Source organism: Idiomarina seosinensis, assembly GCF_003987275.1.
Lineage (GTDB): Bacteria > Pseudomonadota > Gammaproteobacteria > Enterobacterales > Alteromonadaceae > Idiomarina > Idiomarina seosinensis.
In genome coordinates this window covers 244,899-268,617 of sequence record NZ_PIQF01000001.1, presented here as the reverse complement: position 1 = coordinate 268,617, position 23,719 = coordinate 244,899, and the positions used below count along the sequence as shown (strand labels likewise).

At 48.3% G+C, this 23,719-nt stretch carries 18 protein-coding genes; 8 read left to right on the top strand and 10 right to left on the bottom strand.

The window, feature by feature from the left end; genetic code table 11:
• The first annotated feature begins 96 nt into the window (after window positions 1-96).
• Window positions 97-1,887 (top strand): bifunctional tRNA (5-methylaminomethyl-2-thiouridine)(34)-methyltransferase MnmC2/FAD-dependent 5-carboxymethylaminomethyl-2-thiouridine(34) oxidoreductase MnmC1, encoded by a 1,791-nt coding sequence (gene mnmC, locus CWI81_RS01190; RefSeq protein WP_126783416.1) that lies wholly within the window; start codon window positions 97-99, stop codon window positions 1,885-1,887.
• Here the strand turns inward: mnmC and CWI81_RS01185 are convergent.
• Window positions 1,855-2,136: a YfcL family protein gene (locus tag CWI81_RS01185; protein WP_126783415.1), complete on the bottom strand. Its 282-nt coding sequence runs from the start codon at window positions 2,134-2,136 to the stop codon at window positions 1,855-1,857. The two genes, mnmC and CWI81_RS01185, sit on opposite strands and share 33 nt — an antisense overlap.
• 111 nt (window positions 2,137-2,247) lie before the next feature.
• Between CWI81_RS01185 and fldB the strand changes: the two genes are divergently transcribed.
• Both fldB and CWI81_RS01175 read left to right on the top strand, forming a co-directional pair.
• Complete coding sequence (gene fldB, locus CWI81_RS01180) at window positions 2,248-2,778, top strand: flavodoxin FldB (protein ID WP_126783414.1); 531 nt, start codon at window positions 2,248-2,250, stop codon at window positions 2,776-2,778.
• Between the two features lie 17 nt (window positions 2,779-2,795).
• Window positions 2,796-5,201: a zinc-dependent metalloprotease gene (locus CWI81_RS01175; protein ID WP_126783413.1), complete on the top strand. Its 2,406-nt coding sequence runs from the start codon at window positions 2,796-2,798 to the stop codon at window positions 5,199-5,201.
• Between the two features lie 17 nt (window positions 5,202-5,218).
• Here CWI81_RS01175 and CWI81_RS01170 read toward each other — a convergent pair whose 3' ends face one another.
• The 3 genes from CWI81_RS01170 to CWI81_RS01160 form a co-directional block, all read right to left on the bottom strand.
• Window positions 5,219-5,611, bottom strand: coding sequence for an acyl-CoA thioesterase (locus CWI81_RS01170; RefSeq protein ID WP_126783412.1), 393 nt, complete (start codon window positions 5,609-5,611; stop codon window positions 5,219-5,221).
• A gap of 49 nt (window positions 5,612-5,660) precedes the next feature.
• Window positions 5,661-7,907 carry a S9 family peptidase gene (locus CWI81_RS01165; protein WP_126783411.1) on the bottom strand — a complete coding sequence of 749 codons (2,247 nt, stop codon included), beginning with the start codon at window positions 7,905-7,907 and terminating at the stop codon, window positions 5,661-5,663.
• 94 nt (window positions 7,908-8,001) lie between these two features.
• A complete protein-coding gene (locus CWI81_RS01160) occupies window positions 8,002-10,143 on the bottom strand; it encodes a TonB-dependent receptor (protein ID WP_126783410.1) in 2,142 nt (713 codons plus the stop codon).
• A 158-nt stretch (window positions 10,144-10,301) separates the two neighbouring features.
• On the opposite strand from CWI81_RS01160, the gene CWI81_RS01155 reads away from it, so the two are divergent.
• Window positions 10,302-11,954 (top strand): M28 family metallopeptidase, encoded by a 1,653-nt coding sequence (locus tag CWI81_RS01155; protein WP_126783409.1) that lies wholly within the window; start codon window positions 10,302-10,304, stop codon window positions 11,952-11,954.
• Between the two features lie 91 nt (window positions 11,955-12,045).
• Entirely contained in the window at window positions 12,046-13,752 is a 1,707-nt protein-coding gene (gene olsF / locus CWI81_RS01150) for a bifunctional ornithine lipid synthase OlsF (RefSeq protein ID WP_126783408.1), read from the top strand.
• Here olsF and CWI81_RS01145 read toward each other — a convergent pair.
• Together CWI81_RS01145 and cysS are read right to left on the bottom strand one after the other, a co-directional pair.
• Window positions 13,749-15,290, bottom strand: a complete 1,542-nt coding sequence (locus tag CWI81_RS01145; RefSeq protein ID WP_126783407.1) for a M17 family metallopeptidase — start codon at window positions 15,288-15,290, stop codon at window positions 13,749-13,751. The two genes, olsF and CWI81_RS01145, sit on opposite strands and share 4 nt — an antisense overlap.
• 36 nt (window positions 15,291-15,326) lie before the next feature.
• A complete protein-coding gene (cysS, locus tag CWI81_RS01140) occupies window positions 15,327-16,706 on the bottom strand; it encodes a cysteine--tRNA ligase (protein ID WP_126783406.1) in 1,380 nt (459 codons plus the stop codon).
• A 111-nt stretch (window positions 16,707-16,817) separates the two neighbouring features.
• On the opposite strand from cysS, the gene CWI81_RS01135 reads away from it, so the two are divergent.
• Together CWI81_RS01135 and CWI81_RS01130 are read left to right on the top strand one after the other, a co-directional pair.
• Window positions 16,818-17,315 (top strand): peptidylprolyl isomerase, encoded by a 498-nt coding sequence (locus CWI81_RS01135; RefSeq protein WP_126783405.1) that lies wholly within the window; start codon window positions 16,818-16,820, stop codon window positions 17,313-17,315.
• A 10-nt stretch (window positions 17,316-17,325) separates the two neighbouring features.
• Window positions 17,326-18,045, top strand: a complete 720-nt coding sequence (locus CWI81_RS01130; protein ID WP_126783404.1) for a UDP-2,3-diacylglucosamine diphosphatase — start codon at window positions 17,326-17,328, stop codon at window positions 18,043-18,045.
• A 53-nt stretch (window positions 18,046-18,098) separates the two neighbouring features.
• On the opposite strand, the gene CWI81_RS01125 is transcribed toward CWI81_RS01130, so the two are convergent.
• Window positions 18,099-18,698: a Yip1 family protein gene (locus tag CWI81_RS01125; protein ID WP_126783403.1), complete on the bottom strand. Its 600-nt coding sequence runs from the start codon at window positions 18,696-18,698 to the stop codon at window positions 18,099-18,101.
• 251 nt (window positions 18,699-18,949) lie between these two features.
• On the opposite strand from CWI81_RS01125, the gene miaE reads away from it, so the two are divergent.
• Window positions 18,950-19,732 carry a tRNA isopentenyl-2-thiomethyl-A-37 hydroxylase MiaE gene (miaE, locus tag CWI81_RS01120; protein ID WP_198678630.1) on the top strand — a complete coding sequence of 261 codons (783 nt, stop codon included), beginning with the start codon at window positions 18,950-18,952 and terminating at the stop codon, window positions 19,730-19,732.
• Here the strand turns inward: miaE and CWI81_RS01115 are convergent.
• The 3 genes from CWI81_RS01115 to sohB form a co-directional block, all read right to left on the bottom strand.
• Window positions 19,701-20,693 carry an isopenicillin N synthase family dioxygenase gene (locus tag CWI81_RS01115; RefSeq protein WP_126783402.1) on the bottom strand — a complete coding sequence of 331 codons (993 nt, stop codon included), beginning with the start codon at window positions 20,691-20,693 and terminating at the stop codon, window positions 19,701-19,703. The genes miaE and CWI81_RS01115 overlap by 32 nt on opposite strands.
• Window positions 20,694-21,357: 664 nt before the next feature.
• Window positions 21,358-22,641 carry a dicarboxylate/amino acid:cation symporter gene (locus CWI81_RS01110; protein WP_126783401.1) on the bottom strand — a complete coding sequence of 428 codons (1,284 nt, stop codon included), beginning with the start codon at window positions 22,639-22,641 and terminating at the stop codon, window positions 21,358-21,360.
• 77 nt (window positions 22,642-22,718) lie between these two features.
• On the bottom strand, window positions 22,719-23,714 hold the full coding sequence (gene sohB, locus CWI81_RS01105) for a protease SohB (protein ID WP_126783400.1): 996 nt from the start codon (window positions 23,712-23,714) through the stop codon (window positions 22,719-22,721).
• Between the last annotated feature and the right edge of the window lie 5 nt (window positions 23,715-23,719).

Genomic DNA, 23,719 nt, shown 5'->3' with positions numbered 1-23,719 from the left:
TCTGTCAAGCAATTTGTATCCAGTTATGTCTATAATTGCACAACCATTCGCTGTTATTATAGCGCTCATTATCTCAGAAATCATGAACTCGCCGAAATGAAATTATCTGCCGACATTCGTTTTAATGAAGACGGGGTCCCCGTTTCTAACCAATTTGACGATATTTATTTTTCGGTAGATAGCGGTATCGATGAATCACGATACGTGTTCCTTGAGCAGAACGGATTACCCGAGCGCTTTAAAAATTTACCGCAACACTATGAATTTGTTGTGACAGAAACTGGGTTTGGTACCGGTTTAAACTTTTTGATCTGTTGGCAATTATTTTTACAACAAGCACCAGTCGATTGTCGTTTGCTATTTGTTAGCTTTGAAAAATTTCCACTAACTCGAGATCAATTACAGCAGGCTTATCAGACTTTACCCAGTTTGGCGCCATTATGCGAACAATTACTGGCCGTTTATCCGGCCACAGACACTGGATGCCATCGCTTATTGTTGGCTAATGGACGGATTACTCTAGACCTATGGGTTGGCGATCTCGAGCAACAGCTCAATTATTTTCTGCCACAAGCAACGGGACAAATCGACTGTTGGTTCCTGGACGGCTTTGCGCCCGCTAAAAACCCTGATATGTGGCAGCCAGGGCTGTTTCGGTCGATGGCGGAAAGCGCCCATGCTAACACTAGCTATGCTACCTTCACCGCCGCTGGTGTGGTTAAACGGGGGTTAAGCGAAGCTGGCTTTAAGGTAGAAAAAATAAAAGGTTTTGGCCGTAAACGAGAAATGTTACGTGGCCAACTGGCCGAGCCCAAACTCGCTCAGAAAAAACCGTCCCTTAATACAACCCCTGTCACTATTGTTGGTGGCGGCATAGCCGCAGCGACATTAGCGCTGGCATTAACCCACCGCAGCGTGCCGGTTCAGGTGATTAGCAGTGGCATTGCTGATGCCGCATCGGGAAATCCGCAGGGCGCAGTATATCCGTTACTGCATGCGGAAATAACGCCACTCAGTCAATTTTATTTACAGGCTTTCAGTACTGCTGTTAGCTGCTATTTACCCTGGCAACAGCAACATTGGTTCCCTACCGGCGTCATGCAGCCGGCCTTTAATCAACAACGACAGCTGCGCGCGGAAAAAATTGCAAATAATTTGTATCATCCTGATAGCGTTTCATTCACTACTAAAGAACACAGTAATGCGGCGGCTCAAATACCACTGAATCAAGACAGTTTGCACTACCCGCGAGCCGGCTGGCTGCGTCCGGAACGAATGGTTAATGAGTTATTCGCGGCAGCAGGTTGTCAACCGCAACAAGCCAGCTTCTCAGCAGAGATGGACTCGCCAGCAACGCCGCTGGTTATTGCCGCAGGACATAACAGCGCTTACTTAGTCGAGCAGCTTAGCGGTCAATCCCTACCGATTAATCCAGTACGTGGCCAAATCAGTCTAGTCAAAGCCAGTCCACTGACTCGGTCATTGAACAAAGTGTTATGCTACAAAGGCTATATGATCCCGGCAGATAACGGTGTTCATTGTATTGGCGCTACCTTCAATCGGGCCGATGCTAGCGACGAGCAGCGTGCCAATGATGACCTTGAGAACCAGACTAGCCTGAAAAGCTGTGCAAACCAGCTCTGGGCTGACGATTTATCAGTGGTTGGTTCCCGAGCCAGTGTTCGTGCCACAACACCTGACCATCAGCCCGTGATAGGTCGGGTGATAGACAACCTCTATCTATTGAGCGGTTTAGGCTCACGAGGTTTAACCGCAGCGCCATTGCTGGCTGAAATATTGGCCGCCCAATTAACCGGAGGGCTGCAACCGCTGTCCGACGACGCGCTAAGGCGACTATCCGTCGACCGATTCGGCGACCGCCGTTAGCTTATCCATTAGATTTTGTACGTGCGCCTGATCAGCAGGCGCCAACTCATGTTTCGCCTGGTCAACCGCAGCCCGTAGGTTAGGCATTACCTGAGTCGGATCGGTCTCACCATTAAGTTCCATCTTCGCAACCACTAAATCAAAATGACCACGCAAGTAGCCGCTGGCAAATAATTCATCATCACTACCATCTACATAAGCTTGATCAAAAACAGTTTCTAGCTGCTCTACTACGGGATTAAGCGACATACGGTGTCCTTTTCATGATAAGTTAGCGGCCATTTTACCGATGTTTTTGCTACAATGCATCCGAACTAAAACGTTGCATACTCGATCAGTCGACAGGAGACGCTTTAAGCTATGTCTTTAAAAATCGGTTTGTTTTATGGCTCAACCACATGCTACACCGAAATTGCCGCCGAGAAGATACAGCAGGCCATCGGTGAAGACATTGTCTCTATTTATGACATCAAAGATACGCCTCTAGCCGAGGCAGAGAAGTTTGATATTCTTATCTTTGGTATCTCCACCTGGGATTTTGGTGAGCTACAGGAAGACTGGGAGAGCCAGTGGGATGATATTGTCCCGCTGGAGTTGGACGGTAAGGTGGTTGCGCTATACGGAATGGGCGATCAGGAAGGCTATACCGACTGGTTTCAAGACGCGCTAGGTATGCTGCACGATGCCATTGCTGACAAAAATTGTAAGCGCATTGGTTTTTGGCCGAACCAGGGTTACGAATTTGCTGCCTCCAAGGCGCTAACTGAAGACCAGCAACAATTTGTTGGACTATCACTGGACGAAGATTCACAGTACGATTTATCCGATGAAAGAATCGAACAGTGGACCACCCAAATCCTTGAAGAAATAGCACAACAACTTAACGAATAATAATTTAGGACAAGACCATGCGGCACTTTCTGTTTCTGATATTGATAACCTCAGCCGTCTTCGTCAATTTTGACGCCAACGCAAACAAAGACACGCCGGCGATTTCAGAATTCACTAAAGACATGACCTCACAACAAGGATTCTTTGATTTTTACCACGACCAGCAGAGTGGTAAAATCTATCTACAAGTTCCTCTTGAGGCCACCGCTTTTATCTTTCAGACCAGTCTGCCATGGGGGCTTGGTTCCAATGATATTGGTTTAGATCGCGGCCAACTTGGGCAGACCCAGCTCGCTTCTTTTCATGTTGAAGGCGATAAAGCCTTACTCATGGCTCACAACACTCAGTTCCGCGCCAGCAGTCGTAACCAAGCCGAACGGGACAGTGTTAACGAAGCTTTTGCCGACAGTGCATTGCATGGCTTTGAAATCATTGCCCGGGATCAACAAGCGGTACTGATCGATTATACGCCGTATTTGTTATCCGATGTACACGGCGTCAGCGAACGCCTAAAAGCGACAGAACAAGGCGACTTTAAAAGTGTTGCCGAGCGCTCAGTAATTTATCCCAAGCGCAGTAAAGCGTTTGTTGATAATACCGAGTTAGAGGCGAAAGTGACCTTTGTCGGTAGTGGCACCGGCCGCTTCGTACGCCAGGTTGCCGCCGATAGCGATGCTTTGACCTTACATCTGCATCACTCATTTATCCGCTTACCAGATAACGGCTACCAAACTCGCGAATTTCATCCCAACAGCGGCTTTTGGGCACAAACCTTTATTGATTATTCCGCGCCTCTAGGTAGCGACATCAAAACTAAGGTAATTCCCCGTCATCGGTTGAGTAAGAAAGACCCTATCGCTTCCAGAAGTGAACCACGTGAACCGATTGTTTATTATCTGGATCCAGGCGCACCGGAACCGGTGAAAACAGCACTGTTAGAAGGTGCTCGCTGGTGGTCCGAAGCTTTTGAAGCAATTGGTTACGACAACGCATTTCAGGTAAAAACACTGCCTGACGATGCTGACCCCATGGACATCCGCTATAACGTTATTCAATGGGTTCATCGCGCTACCCGGGGTTGGTCTTATGGGTCTTCAGTTATTGACCCACGTACCGGCGAAATTATCAAAGGCCATGTAACCCTAGGCTCTCTACGTGTTCGCCAGGATATGAAAATTGCAGAGGGCTTGCTGGGGCCTTTCGACGAGCCTAATCAGGCAGAACTAAAGCAAACCATCGAAGCTATGGCATTAGCGCGTATTCGACAGTTAAGCGCCCATGAAATTGGTCACACCCTCGGCATTGCTCATAACTTTGCAGCATCAACGCAGGATCGCGCATCGGTTATGGACTACCCTCACCCACTCGTCACTTTAACGACTGATGGAAAGCTGTCATTGCAGGATGCGTACGACATCGGTCTAGGGCCCTGGGACCAACAGGTTATTGCCTATGGCTATAGCGACTATGCCGGTATGCCTTCTCAGTCAGAACAACTGGCGCGTATTCTACAGCAAAATAAAGAGCTGGGGCTTGAGTTCATTTCCGATCGTGATGCCCGACCGGCAGCCGGTGCGCACCCAACAGCGCATCTGTGGGATAACGGCAGCGACCCGGTAACCGAACTACAACGCGTTTTAACAGTGCGCCAGCACGTATTGGATAGTTTTAATCAGGGCCAGCTAAAGGCTAACCAACCATTAAGTGATTTGCAGGAAGTGTTAGTGCCAATGTACCTGCTGCACCGTTATCAGACTGAAGCCGCGGTCAAATGGTTAGGCGGAGTTCATTATCGGTATTACATGAACGACAGTGCTCCCAACGATTACCAGATGGTTAGCAGTAGTGATCAACAAAGAGCCTTAAAACAGCTGCTTAAGACTTTGCAGCCAGAAGTATTACAGCTTCCTCAATCGGTTCAGCAGTTAATGGTGCCGCTGGCTTACGGTTCAAACGACAATAGAGAAAGATTTAAAGGTCGTACCGGGCTGATACCAGATCCGGTAAGTTGGGCAGCTAGTGCCGCTGATTTTAGCCTACAGCTGATGTTTAATAGTGCACGCCTGAACCGCTTGCAACAGCAACATAATGCCGACAGCAATGTACCGTCGGCAGCGGCTTTATATAATCAGGTTGCAGCAACTGTGCTTGAAAGCTGGCAACAGGCGCCAACTGATAGTTTACGACAACGCATAGTAACCACCGCCTTTAATGCCATGGTGACGGCAACATCAGCCGAGCAACTTGCGCCCGAAGTACACCTGGCTTTGCGTAGTTCATTACAAACTCAACAAACCAAGCTGGCTGACCACAACAGCAGCTTTGCGAAGCAGTTAGCAGTCCAGCTAAAGCACTTTTTAAACGAAGACCAGTGGCCGGCCAGCTATCAGCCGCAACCACTGCCCCCAGGCTCGCCTATCTAAGGCGAGCTTAGTACCTGTTAGATTTCGAAGTTTGTATCGTCCAGCTGATCTTTGGTTTTCCCGTGCGGGGTCGGCTGGCGAGTTTCCGGATCGATGTGAACAAAGACAATATCATCTGCCACACAAATGTTTTGTTTGGTGTGTTTGTTACGCACCACACAGGTGATTGCCAGTGAACTTCGGCCCGCTTTTTTTACCTGCAAACCAAACTCCACCACATCTCCCTGAAATGCTGATGTTTCAAACGTAATCGCACCAATGTGCTTGGTCACCAGGCTCTTAGCATCTAACTGGCAACTGGCGAAAATATAAGCTTCTTCGTCAATCCACTCGAGAATACGGCCGCCAAATAATGACCCGGCAAAGTTAAGGTCATTGGGCATAACCAGTCGGCGAGATAGAAAGCGCATAGCGACTCCTTAGATTTTTAGAGGTATCAGAGTCGCTAAGTATAACGCATTATTTTTTAAGCGTTTGTTGAAAAAAGTCAGCAATCAGCTGATGCCGATGAATTTTCGTTGCTGTCCCGTTCAGTGAGTGCTTTTTGCCAGGATAATTCATCATCTGAAAAGATTGTTTATTGTCCTGTAGCTGCTTATAAAGCTTAGTACTGTGGGTAAATAAAACATTATCGTCCGCCATCCCATGATACATCAGTAGTTCGCCCTGCAATTCCTGCGCATAGGGAAACACGGAAGATTGTTGATAAGCATCGCCATTCTGCGGCATACCCATGTAGCGTTCAGTATAGTGCGTATCGTACAAGCGCCAATCAGTAACTGGCGCGCCTGACACACCGGCAGCAAAATATTCGGGCGCTTTAAACATCGCCATTAATGTCATATAGCCGCCATAGCTGTGGCCATATATGCCAATACGGCTGGCGTCAACAAAGTCCAGTGTACGCAAAAACTCAACACCACGAACCTGATCGGCAACTTCCGGTTCGCCCATATTACGGTATATCGGTGACTCAAACGCTTTACCGCGATTTGCCGAGCCACGGTTATCCAGACTGAACACCACGTAACCTTGCTGCGCCATGTACTGTAAAAACAAGCTTGACCAACCTTTATCGACAACCTGCACTCCGGGACCGCCATAGACATAGACCAATACGGGGTATTCTTTATTAGGGTCAAACTCAGCCGGTTTTGTCAGTTGATAATGCAGGGTTTGACCATCCTCAGCTTCTAATGTGCCGTAATCAGCATAAAGCCAGTCTCGCCAGTAGGGTTTCAACGGGTGCTGTTGATCAATTTCATTCTGCTTTAACCACGCTATGCGGTTCCCGGTAGGGCCGTGCAAACTAATCTGTGGAGGCTGTTGCGGAGACTCAAATTGATCAAGGTACGACTGGTTATTATCAGCAAAGGTAATATGATGCAGCCCTTCGCGTTCAGTAATACGGCTAGGCGAACCTGGCGCACTGGTATTTAACTGATTACGGTACAAATGCAGCTCAAGTGGCGACTGCTGACGCGCGGTAAAGTAGATAACTCCCGTTTGTTCATCAATGGCCTGTAACTGTTCAACCGCCCAGTTGCCGGAAGTAAGTTGGCGAATTAACCCCCCGTCAACCCGATACAAATACAGATGTTTGTAGCCGCTACGCTCCGATGCCCAAATAAAATGTTTATTGTCCTGTAAAAAGTGAAGGTCATCATGAATATTAATCCAGCTATCACTGGTTTCCGTGATTAGCACCTGCTGTTGACCAGCATCACGGTCCACCAGCCGCAACTGCAATTGCTGCTGATCCCGCGACTGCCATTGGTAGGTCAAACGTTGGCCGTCCTTCATCCAGTCAACCCGGGCAAGGTAACCATCTCCTAACTGCTGCTCTAAGTCGAGCCAATTAATGTCTTGTTGCAGGCTTTGCGGCTTGTTAGAGAGCTCTACAATACCCAAATCGATATCGACATTTGCGGTTCCTGCAAACGGGTACCTTTGTTCTATGGTATCAATACGATCCGCATATATTTCACTGCGAACCGCTATTTCTACCGGACTTTCGTCTACCATGGTTAAGGCTATTGCCGACTCATCCGGAGCCCACCAATAACCCGTCATTCGATCCATTTCTTCCTGCGCCACAAATTCAGCCATGCCGTACTTAATGACTCCACCGCCGCCATCAGTCACTGCTTGTTCTCGCCCTGTTTCGAGCGACACTGTGTACAAGTTTTGTTCGCGAATAAACGACACATAGTTGCCTTTTGGCGATAACCGGGCATCGGTTTCAAAAGCCTCAGTATCGGTTATCTGGCGGGCTTTATCCTGCTCCAGGTTATAGTAATAAACGTCGCCATTTAATGGGAACAATAGTGCATCAGATTGGGCCGACCACTGGTAGCTAACGATGCCGGAACCACTTAAGCGCAAGCGCTCGCGCCGCGCCTTTTCCTCATCCGACAGATTTTCTTCACCTGAGAACAAACTGTCTGAATCAACCAGCAACCGGTGCTCGCCAGAATCAATTTGATACTGCCATAAATCATAGCGGTTAGCGTCGTCGGCACGACCCTTTAAATAAGTCAGTGACTCACCGTCCGGAGCAAAGCGCAGAGCGCGAATTGATTCACCGGATAAAGCCGGGGCAGAAAAGATCCGTTCGATAGTTAACGGTTCGCTGAGAGCTGAAGGTGAAACCGTTAATGATGTGAGGGTAGCAGCCGCGGCGGCCACCAACGAAAAACGCAGCATAATGCTTTCCTTGTAGAAACTGTCATCAGAACAATAACAACAAGAATAACAAATTATACTGCGTTCCGTGTACGCCTGCGATTAATCGCCTGAATCAGAAGTTCACTGACACGCCCAACTGTAAACTACGACCCGACATCGGAGCATCGTCTTTCAAAAACGAACTGTGCACGTAGCCCAGCTGGTCGGTTAGGTTTTCACCTTTAAAGTAAACAGTGACACCATGTGCCGCTAACGCCTCCGGATAAAAATTAAGTCGCGCATTGACGCGTCCAAAGGCTGGTGTAATACTTTCCGAATCAGTGATCTGGTCTTGCTCCAGATAGCGAGTATAACCGATCGCGGCATCCCAGTTGTTAGCCTGATAGCGGGTTTCAATACCGATACGTTGCGCCGGAATACGTGGCAAATCGCTACCATCAGTTTGTTTGGCTCGGGTATAATCGCTAAAACCCTGAATTGACCAGTTACGGTTAAAGGTCCAGCCTAAATCGAGTTCGTAGCCGTAAAGTTCAGCATCGGTTTGGGCAAACTGAACAACCTCGAGACCCTCTTCACTGCCATGACCGTGCTCTTCGCCAGCATGTTCGTCATGCCCCTCATCGCCATGAATACGATCACTGGTAATACCGGTAAAACGTTCGTAAATGAAGTCATCGATTCGGTTGTAAAACACGTTGAGCTGAGCGTGCAACTGATTATTTTCATAATGAAATCCAAGATCAATATTATTTGACGTTTCGGTTTGCATTTCCTGCTCAGCAGTCTCTACGTGGTACTCGTTGTTGTCTTCTAAATGCAGTTCATACAAGGTTCCCAACTCATAGGTACGAGTGGCAAAATGCTCGCCATTGGCAAACACTTCAGTAGCACTGGGAGCGCGTTCAGCGTGACTTAAATTAACCGATACGGAACTATTTTCATCAAAATGATACAAGTAACCGGCTGAGGCAGAGGTGCTGGTAAAGGTATCTAAACGCACACTGTCACTGGATAGCGAAGTTCGCTCGTAGCGAGCGCCCAAATCTATGTGATGATCGCCAAATTCCTGCTCGACAACCCAGAACAATCCTTGCGAGCGCCGTGAGGTATCTGGTGTAAACGCTTCTTCTCCAAATGCCTGTTTATCACTGATGTCCCACTGATAACCGATAGCACCGGACCAGCCGGCAAGTGGCTGATGTTTAGCAACAGCCCGCAACTCGCGTTGCTCGTTGCTAAACTGTGTGCCTAAACGATCACCTTCAATTTCCCGGTGCTGGTAGTCGGTTAGCGCAGCGCGCACTTCCAGTGCCTCGAACCCTTGCCACGGATTACTAAGTTGGCCGGCTAGTTGCCAGCGTTGCTGTTCAAGATCAGCGTATGGCAGAGCTTCGCTGTGCTGTGCATGCTCTTCTTCAGTCTCACCGGCATGGTCATCGTGCTCATCTTCCTCACCATGGGCATGGCCCGGAATTCCATAGTCCTGATAGAGCCCTTGGTAAGATAAGCCAAAATAGCCACGCTCGCCATGATAAGCAGCGCCGAAAGTGGCACCCTGCGAATCAACAAAGCTGTTCTCTACATGATCAACAGCTTCACCTTCATCATTAAGAAATGTCGGCGTATCGTAGTCGTCAGAACGACGATAATGAGCATCGGTATACAAAGCCCACTGGCCGTTGCCGGCAGTCATGTTGTAAGACGCTTCTTTATTGTTATTGACGCTGCTACCGCGTAAATTTGCACTCCCCTCAAGACCCACTACCGGCTGTGGTGGAATACGTTTATCAACGACATTGATAACGCCACCGATAGCGCCGCTACCATAAAGTAAGGTTGCCGGACCGCGTAACACCTCAATTTGTTCAGCGCTGCTGGTTTCGGTAGTCACTGCATGATCCGGGCTTCCCCGTGAGACATCACCAGTATCCAGACCATTTTGCGTGATCTTTACGCGAGGACCATCGAGTCCGCGAATAATGGGACTACCCGCACCTGCGGTGTAGTGCGTATTGTTAATACCAGGCTCTAATGACAAGGTTTCACCCAGTGACTGTGAGTGTTTTTGCTGTAACTCGTCACCGCTAATAATGTTGACCGGTTGAGTCGATTCTAGCGCTGTTTTATTCAACGGGTTAGCACTAATAACAATGGTTTCATCAACCGGCAGCGTCGCTTCTTCTGCTTGCTGCGCCAGGGCACTCGCTGGTAATACAGCGATCCCCATCATCATGGTTATACGGTTTAGCCTCATCACGGACTCCTACTGACTAATGTAATAATATAACATTACACTTCCAGTTTACTTTTTGCAACACTCTGTTGAGGAATCTTGGCTAGTGATCAAAAAGGCTCTGGGGTAAACTGTTGTCTAATCATCCTCATTTAATAACAAGAACTCGTAGGAACATTATGAATAAACTAACTCATTTGCTCTTGCCAGCGGCTATGACGGCAGCGTTAGCAGCGTGCGGAGCAGCCGAAACTACCTCTCAGGAAACTTCAGTTTCTGCTCAACAGAAAAATATTCGCGCTCATTTGGAATTTTTAGCCAGTGACGACTTAAAAGGTCGCGAAACAGGCAGCGAAGGCCACGAAATCGCCGCCAAATACATCGCCAGCGAATTTAAACAACTTGGGTTAAAACCGGCCGGTGATGACGGCAGCTTTTTTCAGCGCATTCCTTTCCGTACCAGCCTGTTAGTTCCTAATAGCGCCGAGATGGTCTATACACGCGACGGTGAGGAGCTTGAGTTTACCTTTGGTAAAGAGTTTATCACTAGCCCAAGCCATTATAGTGAGCGCACTGAGGTTACGGCCCCGCTGGTGTTCGTCGGTTATGGCATGGAAGCACCCGAGTTCGGCCTTAACGACTATCAGGGGCTGGACGTAGAAGGCAAAATCGTTGTCATGCTGCAAGGCCGTCCACAAAACCTACCGAGTGAAGAAGGTGCGCACCTTGCCAACATCAAAGGGGATATCGCTCGCGAAAAAGGCGCTGTTGGCATCATTACTCTGCACACACCGGTGCGCGAAAAAGTCCGCAAATTTGAGACCAGCGTTTATTACACCAAAACGCCAAGCATGACCTGGATGGGTCCCAACGGCTTACCGCAAGGCGAAGAACAACAGCTGATGGGCTCAGCCTATATTGATGATGAACCCGCCAAGCAATTATTTGCCGAGGCAGAGACATCATTAGAGTCAATCTTTGAACAGATTCAAAATGATCCTGACTTTTCACCGCAAGGTTTTGAACTGGGCGGAGCGGTAACCCTGGTTAAGGAATCAACTCACGAAGAAACGACCAGCCCTAACGTTGCTGGAGTCTTACCAGGCACCGACCCTGAGCTAAAAGATGAATATGTGGTCTATACGGCTCACTCTGACCACATTGGTCTGGTCGAAGACATGAGCAGTGATGACAAGATTAACAACGGCGCAATGGATAACGCCTCTGGCGTCTCCGTAATGCTGGAGACAGCACGCATGTTTGTTGAGTCTGGGGTCGAAAATAAACGTTCGATTATGTTCCTGTCGGTGACTGCTGAAGAGCGCGGATTGCTGGGCGCAGACTACTTTGCGAATAACCCGACAGTTCCACTAAATAGTATCGTCGCTAACGTGAATTTGGATATGCCAGTACTGCTCTATGATTTTGCCGACGTCGTTGCGTTTGGTGCAACTCATTCGACTCTGGGTGACACCGTCAGCAAAGCTGCAGAAAAATATGATACTCAGCAAAGTCCTGATCCAATGCCTGAGCAAGCCATATTTACCCGCTCAGACCACTATACGTTAGTTAAAAAAGGGATTCCGGCGGTCTTCTTAATGACTGGGTTTACCTCTCGTACCGAGGGTGAAGACGGTGGTGAAGTTTGGGGTGAATTCTTTGCTGAGCATTACCATCGCCCAAGCGATGATTTAAAAGTACATGACATTAATTATGAAGCTGGTGCGCGGTTTACTAATATCAACTTTGAAATTGGTCAACAAATCGCCAACGCTGAACAGCGTCCGCAGTGGCTCGAAGACTCCTACTTCGGTAAGCAGTTTCAGGAGTAAATCTGCCGCTCGCTGATAACTCAGCGAGTGTTCATTTTATTGTCATAAAATAATTCTATGCTGACCTCATCCTAGCGATGAGGTCAGCACTATGTTGAACGTTGAAGATGTTGTAAAAGAAAACCTGCCCCGGGTTCACCGCAAACCCTGGTTAGCCAAACCCACCACTTGGCTATTACGTAATTTACTGCACGAAAACGATATTCGCGATTTCAGCCAGCGCTACCCAGACTTGCAAGGCATTGATTTTGTTGAGCAAGTACTCGATTATTTTAATTTTGCTTATCAATACCGCAGTAACGAACTCGACAACATTCCTACCCATGGCAGGCTCGTTATCGTCGCCAATCACCCCATTGGTTCACTGGATGGTCTCGCTTTATTAAAGCTGGTCAGTGAGGTTCGTAGCGACGTGAAGATCGTCGCCAATGATCTATTACTGAAGCTCAAGCCACTGCAAAGTATGTTGTTGCCCGTAACAGTATTCGACGGACAGACTGCCAGACAAGAGATTCGGGCAATACATCAACATCTGCATAGTGAAGGCGTGGTTATTATCTTCCCGGCCGGCGAAGTTTCTCGCCTTAGCCCCCAAGGTATTCGTGACAGTTACTGGCAAGGCGGCTTTCTGAAGATTGCCCAACGCACCCAAAGCCCGCTTTTGCCAATTCGGCTGACAGCGCATAATTCAGCACTTTTTTACACCGCATCAATGGTTTACAAGCCACTGGCGACCTTATTGCTGGTTAAAGAAATGTTTCGCCAACAGCGTAAACATGTTTGTTGCCGAATTGGCGAGATAATACCGAATCAAGCCCTGCAAAAAGTTCAGGGGCTGGCCAGCAAGCAGCAGCTTAAGTTATTGCGCAAACATTTATACCGTATTGGCACGGCTAAGGAATTAATTTTCCCGACACAAACAGCTATCGCCCGGCCGGAAGCCCGGCAGGCATTAAAACAAGCGATTGAGCAATGCCAGCACCTAGGTTCGACCGCCTGCGGAAAACAAATTTACTTGTACCAATTCAACGGTAGCTCACCGATTCTTCGCGAAATTGGTCGGCTGCGTGAAGTTGCTTTCCGCTCCGTCGGCGAGGGAACCTGGCAACGGCGCGATATTGATGACCATGATTTAATTTATATGCACTTAATTTTGTGGGATCCCGATGACCTTGAAATTGCGGGCGCCTATCGTCTCGGCGATTGTGCTGAGATCATTCAAAAAGTGGGGCCGCGAGGTCTTTACACCGAAAACTTTTACCAGTTCGACCGCGCCATGTCCGATATTCACGCACAAGGGTTAGAACTGGGCCGTTCGTTCGTACAACCGCGCTACTGGGGCAAGCGAAGTCTGGACTTTTTATGGTCCGGTATCGGCGCACTACTCAATTCGCGTCCCCAATACCGTTATTTATTTGGCTCTGTCAGTATTAGCGGTGCACTACCCGAACCAGCCAAAGAAGCGCTAGTGGCTTTTTACCGGTTTTATTTTCCTGCTAAAACGCAGCTGGCAACGGCTTATACCCCTTATAATCCGGAGGCCAGGCACTTTCGAATTAGCGGCTGCTATAACCAGGACTTCACCGATCTTAAAAGTTATCTGGCATCCATGGGCTGCAATATTCCAACTCTATATAAACAGTACACCGACCTCTGCGAGGCCGGTGGTGTTCAGTTTTTAGAATTTGGTGTCGACCCTGACTTTTGTAACGCAATCGACGGTTTGGTATTGGTTGATATTACCCAATTAAAACCGAAAAAACGTCAAAGGTACTTTTCGACACTATCTGCGGATTAACGCAGATAGTGCCCTGCCAGGCAGGTTACCGGTGCTGCGGTTGGTTTACCATGTTGCCAGTCGCCGCCCTCGATGCCACTGCCGGCAATATCGACATGCACGTAGTTAATTGGTTTGTCACTATCAATGCCATGTGCATCCAGACCTGACACACCGACTAAAAACGCCATCGGGAACTGATGTCCGCGAGGCGTAGTCGCTGACGGGCCATTATTTGACGATAGTAAGTCGTCGCACAAGGTGTGACCTTTGACAAAATCAAAATCTTCGCGCCGTGACCACGAAATTTCGGCAGGATCACCATAGCTTTCGCCACTGTCAAATAACTGCTGAGCAAGCTGCTGACGGCGGGCATAGCCATTCGGAACAAGGGCTGTATAAGGTCCTTTCGACAATGCAGCGTGGCCAGTAAGTGTTGCTACCGTATAAAGGTCGCTCGGCAAGTCACTGGCTGCCGCCTCTTCACGTAGGTGTGATAATAGATCAGCCATCACCAGACGCCCTTCGGCATCGGTATTACCAATACGCACTCGCTTGCCGCTATGGCCGGTAATAATTTCGTCGGCCACAAATGCGTCTGAACCAATACTGTTACGGACCGCGCCAATTTCTGCTATGACATTTAAATGCGACGGTTGTACTTCCGCAACGGTTTTCAAGAAACCAGCCACCGCTGCTGCGCCGCCTTTATCACGGCTCATGCCGGCCATGTGGCCACCCACTTTAAGATCGGCACCACCGGTATCGTAAACAATACCTTTACCGGCGAACATGACCGTACGCTCTGGTTTGGAGCCTTTGTACTCCAGTCGGATCACGCAGGGACGATGTCGTTCAACCGATATTGATGCCCGGCCTACGGCAGCCGCTAACGGGTATTCATGTTGCAGCTGCTGAAAATCATCAATCACCGACACTTTAACCGGAGTATGCGCAAACGCCTGTCGGCAATACTCAGCAAAGCGCGGTGGGGCCATGCGTTCCGGTTCAGTACCGGCTAAATCCCGCGCTACCCGTTTACCTGCCTCAATGGCCATCGCCCAGTCCGCATCCAAAGCACCGACCAGAGTAACATCTGTGGTCGGTTCTATTGCTTCTTCACCGTGAGCTTCACGTGCCTCAAGTGGCTGATAAAGCGCCTGGCAAAAGCCTAAGTAGGCAGCCAGGTGCGCCTGTTGATAACGGGGATCGTTAATATCAACCGCATTCAACATCAGTACCGGATGCCGGGCGCCAGCGTCTTGCGCTATTTTCGCGGCCCGAGCGGCGGCATCAAACACCTGCCGAACATCGTCAAAGTCACGATTTAGTGGGCCAGTAGGAGATACAATTAAGCGCTTACCGGGTACTTCTGCCTGCGTTACCAATAACGTTTCTTTACCAACTCGATGGTCGCTTTGTTGCGCCACATTAATTGCCTTGGCCAGCTTTTCATCTTCGACCGCAGCAAAGTGCCCGATAACAATCAACGCATCGGTTTGCTGGTTTTCCTGTGCTTGTTGTAACGATTGAACACAGTGTAATTTTGCAAATGCCATAAATCCCTCTTCATTATTTTATTCAAAATAACGTCATTAATTGCGGCGCCATTGAGTGCCATTTGCACCATCTTCAAGCACAATCCCCATGGCAGTTAACTCGTCTCGTGCCGAGTCAGCGGCAGCCCAGTCTTTCTCTGCTCTGGCTGTATTACGTTTTTCAATCAGTTGTTCGATCAGCGCAACATCGTCATCGTCACCTTGTAAAAACTGCTCCGGCTGCTGTTGCAGCAGTCCTAAAACGTCCGCTAGCTCTTTCAATACAGAGGCTAGTTGCGCCGCTTTTTCGGCGGAATCAGCGCGCAATCGGTTAATTTCACGGGCAATATCAAATAACACACTCATTGCTTCTGGCGCGTTAAAGTCGTCGTTCATCGCCTGCTGAAACTTGTCCCAATAAGGGGTACGCAGCTCATCGCTGGCGGCCACCGGCTCAATACCTCGCAGCGCCGTATACAACCGTTCCAGAGCGGCATGTGCCTGCTCTAAGTTATCCTGCGTATAATTTAATTGGGACCGGTAATGGCTCGATAACAGAAAATAACGAACGGTCTCGGCGTCGTAAGCGTTAAGCACATCTCGAATAGTAAAAAAGTTGCCCAGAGATTTGGACATTTTAATATCATCAACTTGCACCATACCGCTGTGCATCCAGTAATTTACGTAATCTGAATGGTTGGCGCAGCAACTCTGAGCAATTTCATTTTCATGGTGTGGAAAGGTGAGATCCGAGCCTCCGCCATGAATATCAAAAGTTTCACCTAAATGTTCTTTATTCATTGCTGAACACTCAATATGCCAGCCCGGTCGACCTGCACCCCATGGCGACTCCCAGCTCGGTTCTCCCTGTTTTGCCTTTTTCCACAAAACAAAGTCAAGCGGATCAGATTTCGCCTGATCAACATCAACTCGTGCTCCCGCCTGTAACTGCTCTAAATTCTGTCGACTTAAATGCCCGTACTTTGCAAAGGTCGAGACATCAAACAGCACATCGCCATTGCTCGCCTGATACGCATTGCCATGCTCAATAAGCTGCTCAATCATAGCGATAATCTGATCCATGTGACCAGTTACCCGAGGTTCAATGTCAGGTCGCAACAAGTTCAACGCGTCAAAGTCCTGGTGCATTTCGCCAATAAAGCGCTCAGTTACTGCCGCAAAATCTTGTCCGGTTTCTGCCGCGCGGCGAATAATTTTATCGTCCAGGTCGGTAATATTACGTACGTAACTAACTTTGTAACCCAGCTTCCGCAGATAACGCACGACAATATCGAACGCCACATAGGTTCTGGCATGTCCGATATGACAGAAGTCGTAAGTGGTAACACCACACACATAGATACCCACTTTGCCGGGTTCAAGCGGCTTAAATGTCTGCTTTTCGCGAGCCAGGGTATTAAATAGTGTCAGTGCCATAGTCGTTCTCTATCCTTAGTTAAATGTCTGCGGTAAAACACTAATGATACCACTGAACGCCCTGCTCTGGTACACTAGCGGCTGGTTTAGTCAAAGTTACAGGATACCAAGATGCAGGTTGTTTTACACACAAATCACGGCGATATTACGCTGGAAATGCACCATGACACGGCACCGAATACCGTAGAAAACTTTTTACAGTATGCACGTGACGGATTTTATGAAAACACCATTTTTCACCGTGTTATCGATGGTTTTATGGTTCAGGGCGGTGGCTTTGAGCCCGGCATGAAGCAAAAAGAAACTCGTGGCAATATAGAAAACGAAGCGAAGACAGCGAAGCCGAATACGATTGGCGCCGTGGCTATGGCACGCACCCCCGATCCTCACTCTGCGTCTTCACAATTTTTTATTAATGTTGGCGATAACAGCTTTTTAAACTTCCAGAACGAAACCCCGAACGGTTACGGCTACTGTGTGTTTGCCGAAGTAATCGACGGTATGGATGTGGTTAATCAAATTAAAGGGGTTAAGACTGGCTCTAGCGGTTTCCACCAAGATGTTCCGGTAGAAGACGTAGTGCTGGAAAAAGTCACTGTTAACGAATAAAAGCTACCTTATGTCGACTGCGTTTATCGCTGATCTACATTTGTCGCCAGCGTGGCCGGATATCACGGCCGCGTTTCGGCAGTTTTGTCAGTCTCATACCCACCTTAAAGCACTTTATATCCTGGGCGATTTATTCGATGCCTGGCTAGGTGATGATGACCCCAGTGAGTTCGCCACTGAAATAAAAGACATACTTAAAGAGATTTCTCAGCAAGGCGTGGCGCTGTATTTTATTCCGGGCAACCGGGATTTTATGTTGGGCCAACGCTTTGCAAAAGAAGTGGGTCTGACGTTGCTGCCGGATGAAACCGTGATCGATTTAAACGGTGACTCAGTGCTGTTAATGCACGGCGATACCTTATGTACCGAAGACAAGGACTATCTGCGTTACCGCGCCATTATCCAACATCCGGTCACTCTGTTTATTCTGCGGCACCTGCCGTTGTCGCTGCGCATGCGTATTGCGCGTAAACTGCGTGCGGGCTCTGCTTCAAAGCGCCCAAACTTAAGCCAGGCGCGCCTGCGACAAATGGATGCTCAGCATCCGGCTGTTATTGATGTGATGAAACGCCACCAGGTACAACAGCTAATTCATGGACACACGCATCGTGCCGCGGTTCATACGTTTTGTGTTAACGGAAAGAAAGCTGAACGCATTGTACTAGGCGACTGGTACGACGCGCAGAAAGTCTTGAACAGCAAAGTTTACTCGGGGATTTATAAGAAGTAACTTGCGCCTGGACGCAAGTTACTTTAGTTCAGTTAGCGGGTAACCCACCTGCATTAGGACATAAACTGCGGACCGAAGCCATTGGTCCATAATATGGCGGTGCTCACCATTAAAATAACCATCAGAATAAGACCTGCCGTAACCACGGAACTTGCGTATAAAAAGCCGCGTTCTTCAGGAATGTGCATAATCACCGGGATCCCTGCATACAGCAAATAGACGGAATAGCCTACGCCCGCTAAAAAGATCAAGGCAATAAACCAAAGCTCTGGATACAAAGCAGCGACGCCGGACATAATTACCGGAGTTGCAGTATAAGCCGCTAATTCAAGCGACTGAGTAAAGCTTGGATCGGCGCCAAAGGTTTTCGCCATCCAGTAGACCAAATAAGCCAGCGCAAAGGTTGCAGCAATAATACCCAGATACATAGCAATTCCGAGCATCACCGCACTGTTGTGCGTTAAAAATATCGATTCTCGTGCGCCAACACCCCAGCCAAGGTGGGCCGATGCATAATAAGCGGCAACACAAGGCAAAATGGCAATAAACAAGATATGCGTTAATGAATTAACGATACTTTCCCGTTTTGCGTCAATGGTTTTCCACTCTTCCATTGGATGAGCGTATAAACCCCAAATGTGATTCAAGATCATAATTCACTTCCCCATTCAACGCGGCAACGCCGCAGTCTTGTTGTTCCCTTAATACTTCCGTCCGCTCAAGCGGCTTCTTATGCTTCTACTATTGAGGACATTTTTTATACTGTCAAGCGATTTTTATTAACAAAACTAACACCTTATTAACAATAACGTTTTTTTGAAAGCTCTTGAGCAACACGTTCAAATTGACTACTAGATCAAGTAAACTAGCCTGCCTTGTGGCTTAATGGCGCATCAAACTGAGTATGAATACAACGCTGTCAAAATCCGAGATCGAGACGCTGCTTACCCCTATCAATGGTTTTCTGCACTGCACTACCCCAGACAGTTGGCTACAACGTGCAAAACAGCCGGAAAGCCTACCGATTTTGTTACGGGATCACATGGTTTGTGAATTAAAAGCGGCGCAAAGCGCGATGCTGCTTATTCGCCGCTATGCCGTTGATGAAGCGAGTGGCAATGCTTTGTTGCAGTGGTTGAAGCCTTACGAGGATTTTACTTACCGGTTAGTCGGTGACTGGCAGCAACTGGCTCAGAACAATAAATTAAACAAACGCATGGTGCCAAAGTCCGATAAGCCGTATAGCCAGGAATTAATCGATAAAATGGTATTACTGATAAAAGAGGAGCTGCACCACTTTTATCAGGTGCTGGAAATCTCTCATGAACTGGGCATCGAATACGACAAGTTGACATCAAGTCGCTACGCTCGTGGCTTACTAACTCATGTGCGCACTTACGAGCCTGCTGCACTAGTCGACAAGCTGATTTGCGGCGCTTATATCGAAGCGCGTTCCTGCGAGCGGTTTGCAGCGATTGCGCCTTATGTTGATAGCCGGCTGGGCAACTTCTATATTTCGTTATTACGTTCCGAAGCACGACACTACCAGGATTACCTAACTCTGGCGGCGCAGATTTCAGACACCGGTATTAGCGACCGCGTCGCCTTTTTCGGGGACATCGAGCGCAAGCTTATCGAATCACCCGATGACGACTTCAAGTTCCATTCTGGTGCGCCTGCGGCGTAACATAAATATGTTTAGCCGCATCGGGATGAGAACGCACACGGCCTTTTAAAACATTTTCGCCGACATGCGATAGCAGCTGGTTGTTGGGATCGGTCGACACCCCTTTTGATTTTTCTTTCATCTCTGCAGGCAAATCTAACACCGGCACGGTGGAATCTAATTGTGCTGCCATAAAGTAGGCAACCGAGTAGCGTTCAACACCTGGCTCAGGTGCCAATACACGGTGATTAGTGGCTTGTAGAAAACCATCCGAGGCAAGCTCCAGCAGTTCGCCAATGTTGACCACGAACGAGCCAGCACGGGGCTCAACATCAAGCCAATGACCGTCATACTCTACTTGTAAGCCACTCTGTTGGTCTTGCAGTACGAAGGTCAGGTAGCCTGGGTCTTTATGGGCTCCGACGCCCTGAGTGGACGCTGTGGTTCCCGGGTATTTAATAATTTTTGAATGCGTATAGGGAGCGTCGCTAAAAGTACCGTCCAACGCATCAGCTGCCATTCCTAACGATTCACATAACGCACGCAATAAGGTAACGGCAATACGAGTCTGCTGTTCGGTCAATGACAACAGCTTACTGCGTAACTCTGATAAATTCGTTGGCCATAAGTTTGGACCAATCAGCGTTTGCCAGGAAGCCTGCAATGCGACCACTGCCGACTCCTCATTCATCCAGTCAAATTGCTCGCGTACATCAACAGCACCGCCGGTACGCTCGCCGCCAACGGCATTGTAGCCACGGAAGTGCGCCGAGCGGTTCATCGCAACGGCTTTTTTCTCAAACTCAGACAAATCAAAAAACTGCTTACTGACGGTCATAACAGCATCAAGCTGTTGTGTTGTCAGTCCATGATCAACCAGATAGAAAAAGCCTACCTCGCTCGCCGCAACGCGCAATTTTTCGCGCTCTTCGGGGGTATCGAGTCGTTTAAAAGAAATTGTTGGTAACTGCGATAACGTCATAATGCATCACTGCTTTAAAATTAACTGGCAATGATAATAATTCCGATACATGCATAAGCAAACGAACGATTTAATCTATCATAGGCTGGAAAGATATATGCAATATCGGGCGCATCGCGGAGGCCCGGAGAGGTGCCACAGATCCATCTACCGAGGGTGCCGACGACCACCTGCCCCTTCGGCGAGCCGAAGGCTACCCACGATATGAAGAGGTTTCCGGAAATCGTCAGCATCAGAGCATTTAACACCGATGGTGTTCAAAAACCGATATTTCGGGTTGTCGGGATATTATTCATATCGTGGGTACCCGTTGGCTTGCCGACGGTCGATATGAAGAGGTTTCCGGAAATCATCAGCATCGAGGTTTTAACACCGATGGTGTTCAAAAATCGATATTTCCGGCATCGCGGAGGCCCGGAGGGGTGCCACGGATCCATCTACCGAGGGTGGCGACGAACACCTGCCCCTTCGGCGAGCCGAAGGCTACCCATGACCTGAATATATCCCTCTGAATCATCGGCATCAGAGAATTTAATACCGATGGTGTTCAAAAACCGATATTTCGGGTTGTCGGGATATTATTCATATCGTGGGTACCCGTTGGCTTGCCGACGGTCGATATCGGGGGGGAATTGCCGACGGCGGTGCCGTCGGCATTGGGGGTTTATAGCTCTTCGAGCTTTTTGCCGGCTTCGCGGTCGTAGTATTTTTCTGTGTCGAAGTCGCCCTCGGATTTCGCAACGACGCAACTAACCATGGCGTCGCCGGTTACATTGACGGCTGTGCGGGTCATATCGAGTAGTCGATCGACACCGATGATTAAGCCAATCCCTTCAACAGGTAACCCTACCTGCTGCAATACCATTGCCAGCATAATAAGGCCAACGCCCGGCACACCAGCGGTACCCACAGACGCAAGCGTTGCTGTCAAAATCACCATTAGGTAATCGGCGATGGATAAATCCAGACCGTACACCTGAGCGATAAAGACAGTAGCAATACCCTGCATGATTGAGGTGCCATCCATATTGATGGTTGCACCTAGCGGCACCGTAAACGAACCAACACTATTACTTACACCGAGCCGCTTAGTGACGGTTTCTAGTGTAATCGGCATAGTTGCATTACTGGATGCCGTACTAAAACCAAATAACTGAGCATCGCGCATCTTGCGCAAAAAGATGCCTGGCTTAACCCGCGCTAACGTACTTAGCAGGAATGGGTGAACGATAAAGCCGTGTATAATCAGCACAATCAGCACCAGGAAGAAGTATTTGGCCAAGCTGCCAATCATTCCCAGCCCGGTCTCGGTAAATAACTTCGCCATCAACGCGAATACGCCGTATGGTGCCAGGTTCATCAAAATAACAACCAGCTTCATGATGACTTCATTCAAGTCATCAAAGAAGCCTTTTAAACGCTCACCTGGCTTGCCAACTAGCGCCATTGCAATACCGAACAACAGTGCAAACACAATAATTTGCAGCATATTGCCTTCGGCCATGGCATTAATCGGGTTATCCGGGAACAAGTCGATAATAACTTGTGACAACGACGGCGCTTCCGAAGGTTCGAACGTCGCATCAGAGCTACGCTCTACGCCGGAGCCCGGCTGTACTAATACAGCAGAAAAAATGGCAATTGAAATGGCAATAGCAGTGGTGATCAAATACATACCCACCGCTTTTCCGCCTAAGCGCCCGAGTTTACTGGGATCACTGAGTGAACAAGTACCTACCACCAGCGAGATAAATACCAGCGGCACCACCAGCATCTTCAACGATGTAATAAATATCTGACCAACGATATTGAACAAACCGTTCGTCAGATAACTATCAACCCACGCACTGTCGCCAGCAAAATAGCGCAACGCCATACCTAAAATAATACCGGCCACCATACCGATAACGATACGTGAGGTCAGACTGAGTTTGTTTTTATCACTCATACGAGTCCTTTGTTATAACGTCTACCAATGTAAATGACCGGCATAGACTAGCAAAAAGCCCTGCAGCTAGCTATAACTCATACGTCAGAACGGGCAAATGATGCTTTCAATGTATGAATAATCGTTGCTGTCCCTTTTGCAAAGCGTTCGCTCAATGGTTTTTTTACCGAGTATTCTAGTTTAAGAATCTCACGCTCTCCTAGCTGTTTTAACAGCCAGGCATCACTGGTAATCAGCTCATCCACCAGACCCAGCTGCTTCGCTTCCTGACCTGACCACACTTCACCAGTGGCAATTTTATCGATATCCAGTGCTGGCCTATTATCTTGCACAAAACTCTTAAACTGAGTATGAATGGCTTCCAGGTCCTTTTTAAACTTACGACGACCTTCATCAGTATTTTCACCGAAAATAGTCAAGGTTCGCTTAAACTCACCGGCAGTAATCTGTTCAAAATCAATATCGTGATTCTTTAACCAACGATGAACGTTAGGCACTTGTGCGACCACTCCTATCGAACCAATAAAAGCAAAAGGCGCGGCATAAATTTTATGACCGACACAGGCCATCATATAACCACCGCTTGCAGCCACCTTATCAACAGCCACATGCAATGTCAGACCCTGCTCACGCAAACGCTGCAATTGAGCCGCCGCAAGACCATAACCGTTAACAACACCGCCACCGCTTTCTAATCGCACCAGTACTTCGTCCTTGTCGGTAGCTAAGCTCAGCACCGCATTGACTTCACGACGCAAGTTATCGACTTCTTTTGCGTCCATAGAGCCTTTAAAGTCGATAACAAACAGCCGCTGATCAGAGTCTTTTTTTTGTTTCCGCGTTTTCTTCAGCTTTTTTAACGCAACCTTGCGCGCTTTCTTATCCATTAGCTCCATTTTCAGAGCGTCTTGCATTTCCTGCATTTCTTTTGATAAATGGGTAACTTCTAACTCACCCTTTTGCTTCTTCTGTTTTTGCGCAGCCTGAGCGATTACCCCGCTAATCAACACAAAGGCCATCACAATAATCGCCGCTTTGATTAAAAAGCTTCCAACATCCGCAATAAATTCCATCAATC